The organism is Variovorax sp. Soil_C_33 (genome assembly GCF_057656935.1).
Map to the genome: position 1 here is coordinate 144,409 of NZ_JBDGJK010000004.1, position 16,467 is coordinate 160,875.

General features: G+C 69.0%; 15 protein-coding genes and 3 riboswitches. Of the genes, 8 read left to right on the forward strand and 7 right to left on the reverse strand.

Annotated features, from left to right (window positions below; genetic code table 11):
- Complete coding sequence (locus AC3A6B_RS08390; protein ID WP_487836269.1) at positions 1 to 1,161, reverse strand: toxin-antitoxin system YwqK family antitoxin; 1,161 nt, start codon at positions 1,159 to 1,161, stop codon at positions 1 to 3.
- A 23-nt stretch (positions 1,162 to 1,184) separates the two neighbouring features.
- Positions 1,185 to 1,598, reverse strand: coding sequence for a VOC family protein (locus AC3A6B_RS08395; RefSeq protein WP_487836270.1), 414 nt, complete (start codon positions 1,596 to 1,598; stop codon positions 1,185 to 1,187).
- 52 nt (positions 1,599 to 1,650) lie between these two features.
- Between AC3A6B_RS08395 and AC3A6B_RS08400 the strand changes: the two genes are divergently transcribed.
- The 7 genes from AC3A6B_RS08400 to AC3A6B_RS08430 all read left to right on the forward strand — a co-directional run bounded on the left by AC3A6B_RS08400 (position 1,651) and on the right by AC3A6B_RS08430 (position 9,345).
- Positions 1,651 to 2,901 carry a cystathionine gamma-synthase family protein gene (locus tag AC3A6B_RS08400; RefSeq protein ID WP_487836271.1) on the forward strand — a complete coding sequence of 417 codons (1,251 nt, stop codon included), beginning with the start codon at positions 1,651 to 1,653 and terminating at the stop codon, positions 2,899 to 2,901.
- On the forward strand, positions 2,898 to 3,875 hold the full coding sequence (locus AC3A6B_RS08405; protein WP_487836272.1) for a TraB/GumN family protein: 978 nt from the start codon (positions 2,898 to 2,900) through the stop codon (positions 3,873 to 3,875). The genes AC3A6B_RS08400 and AC3A6B_RS08405 overlap by 4 nt, the downstream gene beginning before the upstream one ends.
- Before the next feature lie 29 nt (positions 3,876 to 3,904).
- Positions 3,905 to 4,258 (forward strand): DUF2946 family protein, encoded by a 354-nt coding sequence (locus AC3A6B_RS08410; RefSeq protein WP_487836273.1) that lies wholly within the window; start codon positions 3,905 to 3,907, stop codon positions 4,256 to 4,258.
- 102 nt (positions 4,259 to 4,360) lie between these two features.
- Positions 4,361 to 6,676 carry a TonB-dependent receptor gene (locus AC3A6B_RS08415; RefSeq protein ID WP_487836274.1) on the forward strand — a complete coding sequence of 772 codons (2,316 nt, stop codon included), beginning with the start codon at positions 4,361 to 4,363 and terminating at the stop codon, positions 6,674 to 6,676.
- 28 nt (positions 6,677 to 6,704) lie between these two features.
- Positions 6,705 to 7,196, forward strand: a complete 492-nt coding sequence (locus tag AC3A6B_RS08420; RefSeq protein ID WP_487836275.1) for a copper chaperone PCu(A)C — start codon at positions 6,705 to 6,707, stop codon at positions 7,194 to 7,196.
- A gap of 84 nt (positions 7,197 to 7,280) precedes the next feature.
- Positions 7,281 to 8,042, forward strand: a complete 762-nt coding sequence (locus AC3A6B_RS08425; RefSeq protein ID WP_487836276.1) for a PhaM family polyhydroxyalkanoate granule multifunctional regulatory protein — start codon at positions 7,281 to 7,283, stop codon at positions 8,040 to 8,042.
- A gap of 34 nt (positions 8,043 to 8,076) precedes the next feature.
- The gene (locus AC3A6B_RS08430) at positions 8,077 to 9,345 is read left to right on the forward strand and encodes an FIST signal transduction protein (RefSeq protein WP_487836277.1); all 1,269 of its coding nucleotides are present in this window, start codon (positions 8,077 to 8,079) and stop codon (positions 9,343 to 9,345) included.
- 7 nt (positions 9,346 to 9,352) lie between these two features.
- Here AC3A6B_RS08430 and AC3A6B_RS08435 read toward each other — a convergent pair whose 3' ends face one another.
- Both AC3A6B_RS08435 and AC3A6B_RS08440 read right to left on the reverse strand, forming a co-directional pair.
- A complete protein-coding gene (locus AC3A6B_RS08435) occupies positions 9,353 to 10,537 on the reverse strand; it encodes a M20 aminoacylase family protein (protein WP_487836278.1) in 1,185 nt (394 codons plus the stop codon).
- Positions 10,538 to 10,547: 10 nt separating this feature from the next.
- Entirely contained in the window at positions 10,548 to 11,531 is a 984-nt protein-coding gene (locus tag AC3A6B_RS08440) for a tripartite tricarboxylate transporter substrate binding protein (RefSeq protein ID WP_487836279.1), read from the reverse strand.
- 113 nt (positions 11,532 to 11,644) lie between these two features.
- On the opposite strand from AC3A6B_RS08440, the gene AC3A6B_RS08445 reads away from it, so the two are divergent.
- Entirely contained in the window at positions 11,645 to 12,529 is an 885-nt protein-coding gene (locus AC3A6B_RS08445; protein WP_487836280.1) for a LysR family transcriptional regulator, read from the forward strand.
- A 24-nt stretch (positions 12,530 to 12,553) separates the two neighbouring features.
- On the opposite strand, the gene AC3A6B_RS08450 is transcribed toward AC3A6B_RS08445, so the two are convergent.
- The 3 genes from AC3A6B_RS08450 to AC3A6B_RS08460 all read right to left on the reverse strand — a co-directional run bounded on the left by AC3A6B_RS08450 (position 12,554) and on the right by AC3A6B_RS08460 (position 16,439).
- Positions 12,554 to 13,822 carry a D-amino acid dehydrogenase gene (locus tag AC3A6B_RS08450; protein WP_487836281.1) on the reverse strand — a complete coding sequence of 423 codons (1,269 nt, stop codon included), beginning with the start codon at positions 13,820 to 13,822 and terminating at the stop codon, positions 12,554 to 12,556.
- 85 nt (positions 13,823 to 13,907) lie between these two features.
- Positions 13,908 to 14,013: riboswitch (glycine riboswitch) on the reverse strand.
- A gap of 15 nt (positions 14,014 to 14,028) precedes the next feature.
- A riboswitch (glycine riboswitch) is annotated at positions 14,029 to 14,119 on the reverse strand.
- Between the two features lie 21 nt (positions 14,120 to 14,140).
- Complete coding sequence (locus AC3A6B_RS08455; RefSeq protein ID WP_487836282.1) at positions 14,141 to 15,388, reverse strand: FAD-dependent oxidoreductase; 1,248 nt, start codon at positions 15,386 to 15,388, stop codon at positions 14,141 to 14,143.
- A gap of 78 nt (positions 15,389 to 15,466) precedes the next feature.
- Positions 15,467 to 15,573, reverse strand: a riboswitch (glycine riboswitch).
- Positions 15,574 to 15,704: 131 nt separating this feature from the next.
- Positions 15,705 to 16,439, reverse strand: a complete 735-nt coding sequence (locus tag AC3A6B_RS08460; RefSeq protein ID WP_214681779.1) for a helix-turn-helix domain-containing protein — start codon at positions 16,437 to 16,439, stop codon at positions 15,705 to 15,707.
- Positions 16,440 to 16,467 lie beyond the last annotated feature (28 nt).

Below are 16,467 nucleotides of genomic sequence, written 5' to 3' on the forward strand. Positions count from 1 at the left end.
CTACCTTGCGTAGGCTTTGCGCGAGCCGTCCTCGAATACTTCGTCGTCGCGCTCCGGCTTGCCGTCCGCATCCCAGGTCCGTTCGCGCGTGACGCGGCCCTTGTCGTCGTAGACCGATTCGGCCATCAGCGTGGCCTTGTCGCCGAAGCGCTGGTGCGTTCCGACGGGGATGCGGCGGACCCGATCGACCAGCAGGAAGCGCCCGAGCGCGGCGCGCTGGCCGTTGTCGTGGAATTCGGTGATCTCCACCTGGCGCGCATCGCCGGCCGTGCCGTAGCGGGCCTTGCTGCGCGGCTGCCCGTTGAGGTAGTAGCTCTCGTCGCTCTGCGGCTCGCCGGCCGCGTTCCAGCGCTGGTCGCGCACCAGCGTGCCCTTCTCCGAGAACTCCTGCTCGCGCTGCCTGATCGCGCCGCGTTCCACCAGCAGGAAGACCACCTCGCGGCGCTTGACCCCCTCGGACGACCAGCGCCGTTCGGTACGCAGGTTGCCGTTGATCTCGTCCTGCACCGAAGGCTTGCCGTTGTCGTAGAGCTCCTCGCTGCGCACCCGCTTGCCGGCCGCATAGGCCAGGCGCGAACGCAGGATGCCCTTGCTGTCGAACAGCTCCACCTGCGAGGGCCCGTTTACGAAGCCGCACAGCCGCACGTCGTCGACCGCTGGCGCCAGCATCGGCTTGTCGCCGCAGCGCAGCGCCGACAGCTGGCCGCGCTCGGTGAACTCGGCCGAGGCGCGTTCGCCCGGCTCGGCATAGAAGGCGAGGCGGCGCACCTGGCCGCCGGGGTGGAAGCTGCGCGTCAGGCCCGTCTCGTGCCCGTTCTCGTACATGGCCTCGCGCAGCACCTGGCCGGTGGGCGAGAACTCGCGCGCCCGGCCCTGCATGTTGCCGTTGGCGTTGACGCTGTGCTCCTTCACGAGCCTGCCCTTGCCGTAGTGGCGCACCAGGCCCATGAAGACGCCGTTCTGGATCTGCTGCTCGCGCATCAGCTCGCCGCTGTCGCGGTCCTTGCAGCGCATGAGGCCGGTCTTGCCCGCGGTGGTGTTGCCGTTGGCCGGATTCACGCTCTGGCCGTTGAGCTCGCAGTCCTGCACCGCGTGCGCGGCAGGATGGAAGAGGGCGGCGAGTGCGGCAACAAGCCCGGCAATGCGCAGCGAAGTAACCATGGCGAAGCGGATGAGAGTTCAGGTCATGTGTCGTAGACGGTGTCCAGCGAACGGAATCCTTTCGCCTCGATCGGGTTGCCGAAAGGGTCGCAGAAGAACATCGTCCACTGCTCGCCCGGCTGGCCCTCGAAGCGGACCTGCGGTTTCAGCACGAAGTCGGCGCCGGCCGCCTGCAGGCGCTCGGCCAGCGCGCGCCACGCGGGCAGCTCGAGCACGATGCCGAAGTGCGGCATCGGCACCATCGCGTCGCCGACGCGACCGGTGCGCGAGGTGGCGAAGGGTTCGCCGAGATGCAGCGAGATCTGGTGGCCGAAGAAGTCGAAATCGACCCAGGTGTCGGTGCTGCGGCCTTCGGCACAGCCGAGCAGGCCGCCGTAGAAGCGACGCGCCGCGTCGAGATCGCGGACATGGAAGGCAAGGTGAAATATGCTGCGCATGTAACAAGCATAGCCGCGCTGCCTTGCTTTGACACCCATGGATACAACTCCGATGACCTCGCCGTCCGACGCTCCCGCCCCCGATCCGACCACCCGGCTGCTGCACGCCGACCGCCACTTCGGCGTCGAGCAGGGCGGCGTGCACATGGCGGTGCACCCGTCGGTGCAGTACGGCTACGAGCGCGCCGAGGACCTGATCGGCGTGTTCCAGGGCACGCTGAAGAACCGCTTCAACTATGCGCGCCAGGGCACGCCGACCACCGCCGCGCTGGAGGCCAAGCTCACGGCGCTCGAGGAGGGCCAGGGCACCGTCTGCTTCGCGACCGGCATGGCCGCGGTCTCGGCCGTGTTCCTGACGCTGCTGCGCGCGGGCGACCACCTGGTCGCGAGCCGCCATCTGTTCGGCAACACCCACAGCGTGCTGGGCACGCTGCAGGGGCTGGGCATTCAGGTGAGCCTGGTCGATGCGTCGGCGGCAACTGCCGTGACCGATGCGCTCACGCCCGCGACGCGCATGGTGTTCGTCGAAACCATCGCCAATCCCGGCACGCAGGTGCCCGACCTGGCCGGCATCGGCCGTCTCTGCGCCGAACGCGGCCTCGTCTACGTGGTGGACAACACCATCACCTCGCCGGCCCTGTTCCGGCCGAAGACGGTGGGCGCGAGCCTGTCGCTCAACTCGCTGACCAAGACCATCGCCGGCCACGGCAACGCGCTCGGCGGTGCGGTGACCGACACCGGCCTGTTCGACTGGAGCGGCTTCCCCAACATCTTTGCCGGCTATCGCCAGGGCGATGCGAAGCAGTGGGGACTGGCGCAATTGCGCAAGAAAGGCCTGCGGGACCTGGGCGGCTCGCTGAGCTCCGACCATGCCCACCGCATCGCCGTCGGCGCCGAAACCCTGGCCCTGCGCGTCGCGCAGACCAGCGCCACGGCCCTGTCGCTGGCCCGTTTCCTGGAGCGCCATCCGGCGGTGGCGCGCGTGCACTACCCGATGCTCGAGTCGCATCCGCAGCATGCATTGGCGCGCGCGCATTTCGCTTCGGGCGCCTGGCTGCTGTCCTTCGAGCTGCGGGATCCTGAGGCCTGCATCTGCGTCATCAACCGGCTGCAGATCCCGATCAAGGCCACCGGCATGGGCGATACGCGCACGCTGATCATTCCGGTGGCGCCGACCATCTTCTGGGAGGCCGGCCCCGCCAGGCGGGCCGAGATGGGCATCGCGGAGGGGCTGATCCGCGTGTCGGTCGGGCTGGAGCGCGAGAGCGATCTGGTCGCCGACTTCGCGGCGGCGCTGGAATGAACCGCTGGCTGCGTGCGCTGGGCTTCGTGCTGCTGTGTGTCGGCACCGCACCCGCTTTTGCGGCCGACGAAGGCAGCACCAAGCCCTTCTGCCCGCCGCCGGCCGCCATGCCCGACCTGTCGGCCGAGGCCATGCGGCGCGCGATGCAGCAGGCGGTCGACCGCGGCCTCCTGTGGCGCATCGAGAAGGACGGCCGCACGTCCTGGCTCTACGGCACCATGCACCTGGGCAAGGCCGAGTGGATGGTGCCGGGGCCGCTGGTTCTGCGCGCGCTGATGCAGAGCGACACGCTGGCGCTCGAACTCGACCTGCTCGATCCGGCGACGCTGGCCGTGTTCACTGCGCCGGCCGACGCGGCCGCCAGCGCGCGCGTGCTCACGCCGGAACGGCAGCGACGCCTCGACCGCCAAGCCGCCGCCGCTTGCCTGCCGCAGGGCGCGCTGGCCCGGCTGCGGCCGATCCTGCAGGTCACGACGCTGTCGATGCTCGCGGCGCGCTCCGAGGGGCTGCATGGCGACTACGGCAGCGAGGCCTTCCTCGCCGGCCTGGCGCGGGCCCGCGGCAAGCCCATCGTCGCGCTCGAGACCGCAGCGGACCAGTTGAAGATGCTCAGTGGCGATTCCGAAGCGGAGGAGGGCGAGCAGATCGACCAGGCCCTCGACGAACTCGAATCGGGCCGCACCGGCGCGTTGGCGGGCGAGCTGGCGCAGGCCTGGGCGCGCAACGACTGGCCCCGGCTCGACCGCTACACGCAGTGGTGCGACTGCGCGCGCACGCCCGCCGACCGGCGCGCGCTCAAGCGCCTGCTCGACGACCGCAACCCCGGACTGGCCGACGGCATCGCGCGCCTGCATGCGCGGGGCCAGCGCGTGTTCGGCGCGGTCGGCGCGCTGCACATGGTCGGCCCCACGGGCCTGCCGGCGCTGCTGGCGGCGCGCGGCTTCCGCGTGACGGCGGTGGTGCCCGGCCCTTGAGCGCGGGACTGGCCGATAATCGCCGCCTCATGTCCTGCCTGCGTCACGCCCACCAACTCGGCCGCCTCGTGCTGCTGTGGTTCGCGCTGTCGCTGGGCGTGGCGGTCGCCTCGCCGATCGTGAATCCGCAGGCGGTGGAGCTGGTCTGCTCCAGCGACGGCGCCGTCAAGGTGGTCGTGCAGACCGACGACGGCGCGCAGGAGCTGGGCACGAGCCACATGGACTGCCCGCTGTGCATGCTGACCGGCGCGCCGCCGCCCACGGCGGCGGTCGCACTGCCGAGTCCGCTTCCGCTGGCCCATGCGGTCCAGCCCATTCCGGCCGCGCGCATCGCCGCGGCCACTGCCGCGCCGCTGCCCGCGCGCGGGCCTCCAGCGCTCTGAGCTGTTCTTCGAATCCGTAGCGCAGCGCGCCCCCAGTCAGGGCACCGGCGCCCGGACTTCCTTGCAATGCATCGGTGCCGTGGGCGCCGAGGAGCGCTTTCCATGAACAAGAAAACCGTGCTGTCGCTCGCCCTGGGTGCAGCCTTTCCCTGGCTGGCCGCGCCCGTGCTGGCCCAGACCGCCGCGTCGGCCGATGACGCGTCCGAGCGCATCAAGTCTCTCGGCGTGGTGACCGTCACCGGCGGCCGGCCGACCTCGCTGCCGACGCAGATTCCCACCACCATCGAGGGCGTGACGCGCGAGGAGATCGAGACCCGCATCAACGCCACCGACAGCGAAGACGCGGTCAAGTACCTGCCGAGTCTCCTGGTGCGCAAGCGCTACATCGGCGACTACAACCACGCCATCCTGTCGACGCGCGCCTCGGGCACCGGCAACAGCGCGCGCTCGGCGGTGTATGCCGACGGCATCCTGCTGTCGAACTACCTCGGCAACGGCATCGCCAACGGCACCAACTACGCGCCGCGCTGGGGCCTGGTCACGCCCGAGGAGATCGAACGCGTGGACGTGATGTACGGTCCGTTCTCGGCCGCCTACCCGGGCAACTCGGCGGGTGCAGTGGTCGACTACGTGACGCGCATGCCGACCAAGCTCGAAGCGCACGTGAAGGCCGGCTATTCGTCGCAGCCCAACGACCTGTACAACACCCGCCAGACCTTCAACAGCTGGCAGACCAGCGCCTCGCTGGGCAGCAAGAGCGGCGACTGGTCCTGGTGGATCGATCTGAACCGCAGCGACAGCCACGGCCAGCCGCTGACTTTCACCACTGCCACCGTGGCCTCCGGCGCCGTGAGCCGCAGCGGCACGCCGGTGGCCGGCTTCGTGCCCGGCCTGAACACCACCAACACGCCGTGGTACATCCTCGGCACGGGCACGGCGTACCACACCGTGCAGGACCACGCGAAGCTCAAGCTGGCCTACGACTTCTCGCCCACGCTTCGCGCCACCTACACCCTGGGCTGGTGGCAGAACAGGGCCGAGGGTCGGCCCGACAGCTACTTGCGCAACGCGGCCGGCCAGCCGGTGTACAGCGGCGCGGTCAACATCGTCGGCCGCACCTACGCGCTCGCACCGACAGCCTTCCCGCTCACCAACGACGTCCAGACGCACTCCATGCACGGCCTCTCGGTCAAGAGCCATACCAAAGGCGAGTTCGACTGGGAAGTGGCCGCGAGCCTGTACGACTACGCCAAGGACCAGCAGCGCGCGCCGACGGTGGCGTTGCCGTTCGCGGCCATCGGCGGCGCCGGCACGCTGCAGGACCAGGACGGCACCGGCTGGAACACGCTGTCGGCCAAGGGCACATGGCGGCCGCAGGGCATGGCCGGCGCGCACATCGTCGACTTCGGCGTCGGCCGCGATGCGTACAAGTTGCGGATCCTGAAGACGAACGTCCTGGGCAGTTGGCAGGATGGCGCGCCGCTCTCGCCGGTGAGCAAGGTCGGCGGCCGCACCGAAACCTTAAGCGCCTGGGCGCAGGACACCTGGTCCTTCGCTCCGAATTGGAAGGCTGTGCTCGGCCTGCGCTACGAGGATTGGAAGGCGACGGACGGCCTCACCGCCGCGGCGACCAGTTTTCAGTCCTATGCAAAGCGCAGCGAATCGGATGTCTCGCCCAAGGCTGCATTGGCGTATCAGCTGAGCGCGGATACCGTGCTCAAGGCTTCGCTGGGTCGCGCGGTGCGCTTTCCCACCGTCGGCGAGCTCTACGGCGCGACCTCGGGCGGTGCGCTGTCCTTCGTCAACGACCCGAATCTCAAGCCGGAGAAGTCGTGGACCGGCGAGCTCTCGGCCGAGAAGGATCTGGGCAACGGCCTGGCGCGCGCCACGCTGTTCCACGAGACGACACGCGACGCGCTCTACAACCAGCTCATCGCGGGCTCCACGGTCTCGCGCGTGCAGAACGTCGACAAGGTGCGCACCGCCGGCGTCGAACTCGCCTATACCGGGCAGGACGTCTTCATGCGAGGCCTCGACCTGGGAGGCAGCCTGACCTACGCCGATTCGAAGATCGCGGCCAACGCCGCCTTGCCGGCTAGCGTCGGCAAGTGGCAGCCGCGCGTGCCGCGCTGGCGCTCGACGGTCTACGCCACCTACAAGCCCGATGCGCGCTGGGCCTTCACGGTGGCTGCGCGCTACAGCGGGCGGCAATACTCGAACCTGGACAACAGCGACGTCAACGCCTTCGCCTACTTCGGTGCCAGCAAATATTTCACCGTCGATCTGCGCGTGCGCTATCAGATCGACAAGCGCTCGTCGGCCGCCTTCGGCATCGACAACGCCAACAACTACCAGTACTGGAACTTTCACCCCTACCCGCAACGTACCTACAGCGCTGAACTCCGTTTCGACCTATAGCTCACACTCTCCGCCAAGGACCTCATCCATGAAGCATTCGAAGACCCTTCTCAAGACCCTGGCGCTCTGCGCCGCGCTGGCCGGCGCCGCCGGCGCCTTCTCTCAAGCACCCGCCTCCGTCCAGGTGCGCGACGCCTGGGTGCGCCAGTCGGTGCCCGGCCAGAGCGGGACCGGCGCTTTCATGAAGCTCACCGCGCCGGCCGGCGCGCGGCTGGTCGGCGTCTCGACGCCCGCTGCCGGCGTCGCGGAAGTCCACGAGATGAAGATGGAGGGCGACACGATGCGCATGCGTGCCGTGTCGGGCCTCGATCTGCCGGCCGGCAAGACCGTCGAGCTCAAGCCCGGCGGCTACCACCTGATGCTGATGGACCTGAAGCAGCCGCTGGCCAAGGGCACCAGCGTGTCCGTGACCCTGCGCTTCGAGGACGCCAAGGGCCAGTCGAGCACGATGGAGCTCAAGCTGCCGGTGGGTGCGCCGGCCGATGGCGCGGCGGCGCCGGCGCACAACCACAAGCACTGAGTTTTGGCGCATGCCCGCGCGACAAAAGCGCATCCCCTTGGAGTAAGCTGCCCGGACAAGAACCACCCTCCAGGAGACCTCCCCATGAGCGACGCGAGCAAGCCTTTCGCCTTCAGCCAGTTCGTCCCGGGCTTCGACTTTCTGCAGAGCCTCGCGGGCGGTGCGGGGGGAAGCGCGAGCACGGTGCCCGGCATGCCTAGCCTGTCGAACTGGGTGGCGCCGACCTTGAGCGTCGAGGAGGTCGACAAGCGCATCCAGGAACTCAAGACCGTGCAGTACTGGCTGGAGCAGAACGGCCATGCGCTCAAGGCCACCATTCAGGCGCTCGAGGTGCAGAAGATGACGCTCTCGACGCTGCGCGGCATGAACGTGCGCATGGAGGACCTGGCCAACGCCTTCACGCGCCAGGCCACGGCGCCCGCTGCCGCGCCGCCGGCCCCGCCGCCTGCGCCGGAGCCTGAAGACGAGCCCGAGGACGAACCCGAAGACATCGAGGCCGAGGCGCCGGTCGCTGCGGTCCGGCGCAGCGGGCGCGGCAAGACATCGGACACTGGCGCAGCCTCGTCGGACGCCGCGGGCGGCGTGGTCGATCCGCTGCAGTGGTGGGGCGCGCTCACGCAGCAGTTCCAGCAGATCGCCAGCTCGGCCTTGCAGGACGCGTCCCAGCTGAAAATGCCGGACATGGCGACGCCGCTCGCCAATGCGGTCGACAAGGCGGTGGGCGCCGCATCGGGCAAGAAGCCGGCACGCAAGACGGCCGCGTCCGCCACGAAGAAGGCGCCGGCTGCGACCGGCGCGGCCAGAAAATCCACGGCGCCGGCGCGCAAGCGAGCGCGCGGACGCTGATTCCCCCACTCAACCCCGCCAGAGAGCCGAGTCCATGAAGCTGTTTCCATCCGGTCACGCCACCCATCCGCAATGGCGCATGGCGGCCGGGCTCGTGCTGGCCCAATTGCGGGCGCAGATGGCGTTGCCCGACTACGCACGTTCGCCCACGCTGGGGCTGCTCTACATCACCGACCACTACGCGGAGGATGCGCAGGAAATCCTCGACCACCTCGGCGCCGAACTCCCCGAGATCACCGACTGGTCGGGCACCGTGGGTATCGGCGTCTCGGCCAACAACGCCGAGTACTTCGACGAACCGGCACTCAGCGTGATGCTGTGCCAGCTGCCGAGCGACCAGTACCGCGTGTTCTCGGGCGTGGCGCCGCTCGCCGGCACCGAGATGAGCGGCTTCGCGGCGCACACCGCGCTGGTGCATGCCGACCCGGCCACGCCCGAACTCGCCGAGCTGATCGCCGAGATGGCGGGCCGCACCGACACCGGCTACCTGTTCGGCGGCCTTTCCTCGGGCCGCGCCGGATCGCTGCAGTTCGCCATCGGCGGCAACGGCAACATCCGCGGCCACGGCGCTGCGGGCGGCGTGTTCTCGGGCGGCCTCTCGGGCGTGGTGTTCGGCGAGGGCGTGCGCGTGGTGTCCAGGGTCACCCAGGGCTGCCAGCCGGTGTCGCGCGAGCGCGTGATCACCGAGGCCGACGGCAACCTGCTGCTCAAGCTCGACGGCGAACCGGCGCTCGACGTGCTGCTGGCCGAGCTCGGCGTGTCGCTGGAGGCGCCGCAGGAGGCGATCGATGCCGTGCGCGCCACGCTGGTCGGCCTGGTCGATGCCGGCAGCGACAGCATCCGCCGCACCGGCGACCTCGGCAACGATGTGCTGGTGCGCCACATCATCGGCCTCGACCCCACGCGTCGCGGCGTCGCGATCGCCGACACCGCCGAAGCCGGCATGCGCATGACCTTCTGCCGCCGCAATGCGCAGGCCGCGCGCGCCGACCTGATGCGCGTGTGCGCCGAGGTTCGCGAGGAACTCGAACCACAGGAGCAGACGCTTGCGACCGCACGCGCCGTCGCGGCCGGCGAAGCCGAGGCCGCGCCCCATCCGGCGCGCCGCATCGCCGGTGCCGTGTACGTGAGCTGCTCGGGCCGCGGCGGCCCGCATTTCGGCGCGCCCGGCGCCGAGCTGCAGATCGTGCGCCATGCGCTCGGCGACGTGCCGCTGGTCGGCTTCTTCGCCGCCGGCGAGATCGCGCGCCATCACCTCTACGGCTACACGGGCGTGCTGACCGTGTTCACGGCCGACGACTGAAGGCGCCTCAGGCGGCTTCGCGCAGGAAGCGCTCGGCCAGCAGCACCCAGTAGGCGGAGCCGATGGCGACGTTGTCGTCGTTGAAGTCGTAGCCGGGGTTGTGCACCATGCAGGCGCCGTGGCTCTCGCCCTCGCCGTTGCCGATCAGCAGGTAGCTGCCGGGCACGCGCTCGAGCATGAAAGCGAAGTCCTCGCTGCCGGGCAGCGCGGGCGCCTGCAGCGTGACGCGCTCCGGGCCGAGCAGTTCGAGCGCCACTTCGCGCGCAAACGCCGTCTCCTGCGGCGTATTGACCAGCACCGCGTAGCCGGGCCGCCAGTCGATCTGCGCCTTGACGCCGAAGCTCTCGGCCTGCGCCGCGATCAGGGCCTTGATGCGCTGTTCGAGCCGTGTGCGCACTTCGCGGTCCAGCGCGCGCACGCTGATCTCCAGCACCGCGCCCTGCGGGATCACGTTGTTGGCCTTGCCGGCATGGATCGCGCCCACCGTGACCACGGCCATCTGCAGCGGGTCGATGTTGCGCGACACCACCGTCTGCAGCGCCATCACGATGCTGGCCGCGGCGACGATGGGATCGGCGGCCCGGTGCGGCATGGCGCCGTGGCCGCCGATGCCGGCGAGCGTGACCGTGGCGTAGTCCGACGAAGCCATCGCCGGACCTTCGCGCAGCGCCAGCCGGCCTTGCGGAATGCCCGGCATGTTGTGCATCGCGAAGATCGCGTCGCATGGGTACTTGGCGAACAGGCCGTCCTCCATCATCCGCAGCGCGCCGCCGCCGCCTTCCTCGGCCGGCTGGAAGATCAGGTTCAGCGTGCCGTCGAAGCGGCCGCGCTCGGCCAGATGGTGCGCGGCGGCCAGCAGCATGGCCGTGTGGCCGTCGTGGCCGCAGGCGTGCATCACGCCGGCGTGGCTGCTCGCGTAGGCGAGGCCGGTGGCTTCGTCGATCGGCAGCGCGTCCATGTCGGCGCGCAGGCCGAGCCGGCGCTGTCCCTTGCCGCGCACCAGCCGGCCCACCACGCCGGTGCCGCCCAGGCCGCGCTCGACCGCGTAGCCCCAACTCTCCAGCTTGGCGGCGACGAGCGTCGAGGTGCGGTGCTCGTCGAAGGCCAGTTCGGGGTGGTGGTGGATGTCGCGCCGGATGTCGATGAAGGCATCGGCCTGCGCATGCAGGTCTGCGAGAAGCGTGCTGTTCATGGTCTTCAGCTTACTGCGGCTGCAGGTGGATGGACTTGGCGATGTCCCGGTAGCGCGCGGTCTCGGCTTCGAAGAACTTCGCGGACTCCGCCAGCGACATCGGCGGCGAGGCGACCTGGGTCTGGGCCGCGAGCTGCGTGCGCACGGCAGGGTCCTTCAGCGTCGCGCCGATGGCCTTGTGCAGCTTCTGAACCACCTCTTCCGGCGTGTTCTTCGGCACCATGAAGCCGCTCCACGTCTTGTAGGCGAAGTTCCGCAATTCCTTGCCCTCGCGCGCCGTGGGCACGTTCTTCAGCAGCTCGGAGCGTTCTGCGCCGAGTTGCCCGATCACCTTGAGCCGGCCCTGCTCGGCCAGTGCGCCCATGGCGGCGCTGTAGACCAGCACGGCGAAGTCCACCTGGCCGCCGCCGATGTCCTGCAGGAGCGGCGCGTTGCCCTTGTAGGGCGCGTGCATGAGCTTGATGCCGGCATCCTGCTGCACCTTCTCCAGGATCAGGTGGTAGAGCGAACCGACGCCGACGCTGCCGTAGGAGAGCGGCTTGTCGGGCGACTTGCGCGCCAGCGCGATCAGCTCGTCCACGCTGTTGGCCGGCAGGTCCTTGCGCGCGACGAAGACCATCACCGCGTCGGCCACCGGATGCACGAGCCGGAAGTCCTCCGCCTTGAGCTTCACGGCCGCATTGGCCAGCGGCGAGAGGATCACCTCGTTGGGCGAGCCCTGGAAGATGTAGTAGCCGTCGGCCGGCGCGGCCAGCACCTTCTGCGCGGCCATCGCGCCGCTGACGCCGCCGAGGTTCTCCACCAGCACCTGCTGGCCCAGTTCCCTGCCTAGCGGCACGGTGAAGATGCGCGCCGTCGCGTCGGAAGGGCCGCCGGCGGGGTACGGCACCATCAGGTTCACCGGCTTCGCGGGGTAGGTCTGGGCCACGGCCATGCCCGCGGCCAACAGCAGGCCGGAGAAGACAACTTTCGAACGCTGGGAGAACGGTTTCATCGGGGCTCCGGTAGAGATGCGCCGAATCGTAGGAGTCGTGTGTTCGAACGTCCAATGCATTGTTGTCTGCATTAGCATGAGTTCGAATCACACTCAATCGATGGGCAGTCACGATGACGCTGGTCCAACTCAGGCACCTGATCTCGCTGGCCGAGAGCGGCTCCTTCAGCAAGTCCGCCCAGGCGCTGCACCTCACGCAGCCGGCACTGAGCCGCAGCATCCGCGCGCTCGAGGACGAGCTGGGTATGCCGCTCCTCGACCGCGTCGGACGCCGCAACGAGCTCACCGCCTTCGGGCGCGAAGTGCTGGACCGCGCGCGCCAGCTGGTGTTCGAGGCCGACGAGCTGCGCGACAGCGGCCGCCAGATGCGCGAAGGGCAGGGCGGCGTGATCCGCATCGGCATGGGCTCGGGCCCCGGCGCGATGCTGATGACGCCATTCCTGATGCGCATGGCGACCCGTCATCCGAAGATGCGCGTGGTCGTGTCGCGCGGCGGCACCGATCTGCTGGCGCAGGCGCTGCGCGCGCGCACGCTCGATGCGCTGGTGGTCGATGCGCGCTCGCTGAAGCCCGCGGCCGACCTGGAAGTGAGCGCGCTGCACGAGATGCGCGGCGTCTTCATGTGCCGCCGCGGCCATCCGCTCGCCCGGCTTCGCAGCGGCGTGAGCTTCGAGGCGGTCCAGCGCTATCCCGTGGCCTCCACGCCGCTGAGCGACGAGGTGGCGCGCACCCTGGTCGAGGCCTACGGACCCGAGGCGCATCCGGCGCTCTGCGTCACGCTGCAGTGCGAGGAGGTTCCGAGCCTGGTCGACGTGGTGCGCCGCAGCGACGCCGTGCTGCTGGCCATCCGCGCGGCGGCGCCCGACCTGGTCGAGCTGAAGATGAAGCCGGCGCTGAACGGCGTCGCGCGTTTCGGCCTCGTGACCCTGCGCCGGCGCACCGAGGCGCCGGCGCTGCCGATCCTGCGCGAACTCATGCAGGAGCTGCTGCGCGACTAAGCCCCGGGCGGCTCAGGCCTCAACTCAAGCAGTGGCGAATGCGAAGTCCACTTCGGGCTTGAGACCGCTCACGATGCGCGCGATCGATTTGCCCGAGCCGCAGGCGTGCGTCCAGCCCAGCGTGCCGTGGCCGGTGTTGAGGAACAGGTTCGGCAGCTTCGTCTTGCCGATCAGTGGCACGTTGCTGGGCGTGGCCGGGCGCAGGCCGGTCCAGAACTGGGCCTCACTGGTGTTGCCGGCGCCGGGGAACAGTTCTTCGACGCGCCGCACGATGGCCTCGCAGCGCACGCGGTTCAGGTCGCGGTCGTAGCCGTTGAGTTCGGCCGTTCCCGCGATGCGCAGGCGATCCCCGGTGGCCGAGGTGTAGCGCGAGAACACCAGCTTGTATTCGTCGTCGGTCAGGGACACCTGGTGCGCCTTCGCGGCGTCCTTGACCGGCAGCGTGACCGAATAGCCCTTGGCCGGATAGATGGGCAGCCGGATGCCCAGCGGCGCGGCGTAGAGCGGGCTCAGCGAGCCCATCGCCAGCACGAAGGCATCGCCGCGGATGCGCTGGAAGCGGCCTTCGTCGTCGGTCGCCTCCACGTGGTCGATGCTTCCGCCCGCCTCGCGCAGCGCGGTCACGGTGTGGCTCATGAGGAAGTTCACGCCGGCGGCGGCGGCCAGCGCGACCAGCTCGCGCGCGAAGCGGTTGGCATCGCCCGATTCGTCTTCGGCCGTGTAGGTGGCGCCGGCCAACTGCGGCCGGATGTGGGCCAGGGCCGGTTCGATCTTCACCGCCTCGTCGGCCGAGATCACCTGGCGCTCGCAGCCCAGCGCGCGCATCTGCTCGGCCGGCTTCAGCGCGCCGGCGAATTCCTTCTGCGTCGTGTAGAAGTGCAGGATGCCCTGGGTGCGGTGCTCGTAGCTGAGGCCGGTGTCGCGGCGCAGCTGCTGCAGCGTGTCGCGGCTGTAGGTGCCCAGGCGTACGATCTGCTCGATGTTGTGGCGCGTGCGCCCCGGCGTGCATTCGCGCAGGAACTGCAGGCCCCAGAGCCACTGGCGCATGTCGGCGCGGATGCGAAAGAGGAGCGGCGCATCTTCCTTGCCGAGCCATTGCAGCACCTTCAACGGCGCGCTCGGGTTGGCCCAGGGTTCGGCATGGCTGACCGAGATCTGGCCGCCGTTGGCGAAGCTGGTTTCGGCAGCCGGTGTGGCCTGCCGATCGATCACGGTCACTTCGTGGCCGAGTTGCTGGAGGTAGTAAGCCGAGGTCACGCCGAGCAGGCCGGCGCCGAGAACGATCACGCGCATTTCGAGAACCCTTGAGGTTGCAGCGCTTGAACGCAAGGTGAACGGAAGCTTGAAAAAGAAAGCAACCGGACCGTGCGTCCAAGTTGCCGCTCCCCCTGTCCTCGGTACCTGAGAGATTCACCCGCTGCGCCCGCAGCGGCTTTGCTCCTTCGGTGCATCACATGGCGTGATGGCTCTCCAGACGGCTTTGACAGTTGATGCAGTACAGGCTCATCGCGTGAGCCGACCTGAGCGTTTATGGGAGTTTGCGCCTTCGGTGGAACCGCTTCACGCGGCCCGCTCTCCTGCAGTGCCGCGATTGTAGGCGATGGCCCGCGGCTACGGATTTCTGAAGGCGAACTCGAGCTCGGGCCTGAGGCCGCTCACGATCCGGGCGATCGACTTGCCGGCGCCGCAGGCGTTGATCCAGCCGCGCGCACCCGGCGCGACGTTGAGGAAAAGATTGAACAGGCGGGTCTTGCCGATCATCGGGAGGCCGTCATGGCTGACGGCATGCACGGCCGTATCGAGGGAAGCATGCGCCGTGTCGGCCGCGCCGGGCAACAGCGTCTCGATGCGATGCAGGATGGCGTCGACGCGGTCCGAATCGGGCTCATTCTCCTCGTCGAGGCTGGCGCGCACGGTGGCCGAGACCCGCAGGCAGTCGCCGCCGGGGGTTTCGACGCGCCGGATGCGCAGCTTGCCCTGCCGGTCGCGCAGCGCGACGCGCGGCGCTCGGCTCGCGTCCTTGAGAGGGATCGTGACGATGTATTCGCGCAGGAAGCGGAAAGGCATGGCGATCTTCAGCTTTTCGGCGTGCATCGCGCTGGAAATGCCGAGCGCCAGCACATAGGCCTGGCCGCGCAGGACGGTGGGCTGGCCGTCGGCATCGAGCAGCTCGACGTGGTCGATGCGGCCTGCGCGCTCCTTCAGCGAGATCACCGTGTGCTGGGTCAGGAAGCGCACGCCGGCCGCGCGGCACAGGAACACCATGCTGGCCGCGAACTGGGCCGGATCGCGCGTCGCCGGATCGTCGAGCGAGTAGGCCGCGCCGGCGAGCTCACCGCGAAGGGCCTCCAGGGCCGGCTCGATGTGCAGCGCCTCTTCGGCCGTGACCAGACGCTCTTCGCAGCCCAGATCTTTCCAATGAGAGGCGCGCGCCAACCGGGTATTGAAGGCGTCGGCATCGGTGTAGAAGCTCAGCAGGCCCGGGTTGCGCTGACCCGGAGGCACGCCGGCTTCGTCGCGCAGCGAACGCACGATGTCGCGGCTGTAGGCGCCCAGCCGCACGAGGTGCTCGGTCGGCTTGGATTTCGGCATCTCGCCGATGGCGCGATCGAGCAGCTTTGCGAGGCGTCGCCGCAGGCTCACGTAAAGCCCCACCCATTTCGCCCGGGCGGCACGGCGGTCGGCGAACTGCCGAAGGAGCTGGGCGGCCGCGGCGGTGACGACTGTTTCGACGCGCCCGCGCGCCTTGGCCGCCGGCGTGGCGTGCCTGTCGACCACGATCACTTCGTGACCCAGCTGTTGAAGGTAATAGGCCGATGTCACGCCGAGCAAGCCGGCGCCGAGCACAACCACGCGCATGTCCAGATCCTTTTGGGATGGCATGAACGGCGGGTCGGGCGCTCACCGTGCGGAGCCGCCTTTACCCGGGGTTCAGATGCCGCTCCCCCTGTCCTCGGTACCTGAGAGATTCATCCGCTGCAACCCGCAACGGACTTGCTCCTTCGGTGCATCACCTGGCGTGATGACTCTCCAGACGGCGATTGATTAAGTGGGCAGTCATTCGAACCGATACGAGGTTCACCTGAGCGTTCATGGGAGTTTGCGCCAACGGTGGGATGTCGATGCATCCGCTTTCCTGCGGTAAGAATTTTAGCTTAGAAACCGGTTTCTGCGGCTAGGCCCTGCGAAGCCGCGTGAACAGCTCGAACTCCCAGTTGCGCATGCCCAGAAGCAGCGTGTAGCCCTCGCGTTCCTTGGGCGAGAGCTTCTGGTCGGTCTGGTGCTGCTGGGCGAAATCCTGGGCCACGCGCTGCAGGCGGTCCAGAAAGGCCGGCGCCAGCGAGCGGCTGATCGAGCCGTGAACCAACAGCAGGCCCTCGGCCGGCCCGTCGAAACCGCCTCGGTAGTAGTCGAGCACCACGTTCTCGCGGAAGAAGTCCATCACCGGACCGTGCGGGCGCCAGCGGAAAGTCTTGGCGAGTTTCAGGCGGTAACGGTTCAGCGGCCGCAGCTCGATGATGCCGATGCGGTCGAGCTGCGCGAGGTAGCCGATGCATTCGGCCTCGCTGATGCGGTAGGCGGCCACGATCTGCTCCAGCGTCCACTGGCTCAGGACGCAGATGGCCAGGAGCAGGAGCTTCTTGTCCTTGACCACGGCCTTTTCCTGCTCGAGCGTCAATTCCTTGAGCAGCGGCTGCGCGTCGGCCACGCGGCGGGCGAGCTCGGCGAAATCGATCTTCAGCGCGCGGCAGATCGCATCGACCCGCGTGAGCGGCATGTCGCCCTTGGCGAGCATGCGCTTGACGCTGGATTCGGCCATGTCGAGCGACTTGGCGAGGTCCGCATAGGTCATGCGGGCGGTCTTGAGCTCGTTCTTCAGAGCCTGCACGAGGTCGACGGTGGTGCTCATGGGTTTGGTATTGCCTTTCGATACCGGG

Coding starts and splice junctions, on each gene's coding strand:
- AC3A6B_RS08390 (WP_487836269.1), bottom strand. CDS start 1,161: ATGGTTACTTCGCTGCGCATTGCCGGGCTTGTTGCCGCACTCGCCGCC.
- AC3A6B_RS08395 (WP_487836270.1), bottom strand. CDS start 1,598: ATGCGCAGCATATTTCACCTTGCCTTCCATGTCCGCGATCTCGACGCG.
- AC3A6B_RS08400 (WP_487836271.1), top strand. CDS start 1,651: ATGACCTCGCCGTCCGACGCTCCCGCCCCCGATCCGACCACCCGGCTG.
- AC3A6B_RS08405 (WP_487836272.1), top strand. CDS start 2,898: ATGAACCGCTGGCTGCGTGCGCTGGGCTTCGTGCTGCTGTGTGTCGGC.
- AC3A6B_RS08410 (WP_487836273.1), top strand. CDS start 3,905: ATGTCCTGCCTGCGTCACGCCCACCAACTCGGCCGCCTCGTGCTGCTG.
- AC3A6B_RS08415 (WP_487836274.1), top strand. CDS start 4,361: ATGAACAAGAAAACCGTGCTGTCGCTCGCCCTGGGTGCAGCCTTTCCC.
- AC3A6B_RS08420 (WP_487836275.1), top strand. CDS start 6,705: ATGAAGCATTCGAAGACCCTTCTCAAGACCCTGGCGCTCTGCGCCGCG.
- AC3A6B_RS08425 (WP_487836276.1), top strand. CDS start 7,281: ATGAGCGACGCGAGCAAGCCTTTCGCCTTCAGCCAGTTCGTCCCGGGC.
- AC3A6B_RS08430 (WP_487836277.1), top strand. CDS start 8,077: ATGAAGCTGTTTCCATCCGGTCACGCCACCCATCCGCAATGGCGCATG.
- AC3A6B_RS08435 (WP_487836278.1), bottom strand. CDS start 10,537: ATGAACAGCACGCTTCTCGCAGACCTGCATGCGCAGGCCGATGCCTTC.
- AC3A6B_RS08440 (WP_487836279.1), bottom strand. CDS start 11,531: ATGAAACCGTTCTCCCAGCGTTCGAAAGTTGTCTTCTCCGGCCTGCTG.
- AC3A6B_RS08445 (WP_487836280.1), top strand. CDS start 11,645: ATGACGCTGGTCCAACTCAGGCACCTGATCTCGCTGGCCGAGAGCGGC.
- AC3A6B_RS08450 (WP_487836281.1), bottom strand. CDS start 13,822: ATGCGCGTGATCGTTCTCGGCGCCGGCCTGCTCGGCGTGACCTCGGCT.
- AC3A6B_RS08455 (WP_487836282.1), bottom strand. CDS start 15,388: ATGCGCGTGGTTGTGCTCGGCGCCGGCTTGCTCGGCGTGACATCGGCC.
- AC3A6B_RS08460 (WP_214681779.1), bottom strand. CDS start 16,439: ATGAGCACCACCGTCGACCTCGTGCAGGCTCTGAAGAACGAGCTCAAG.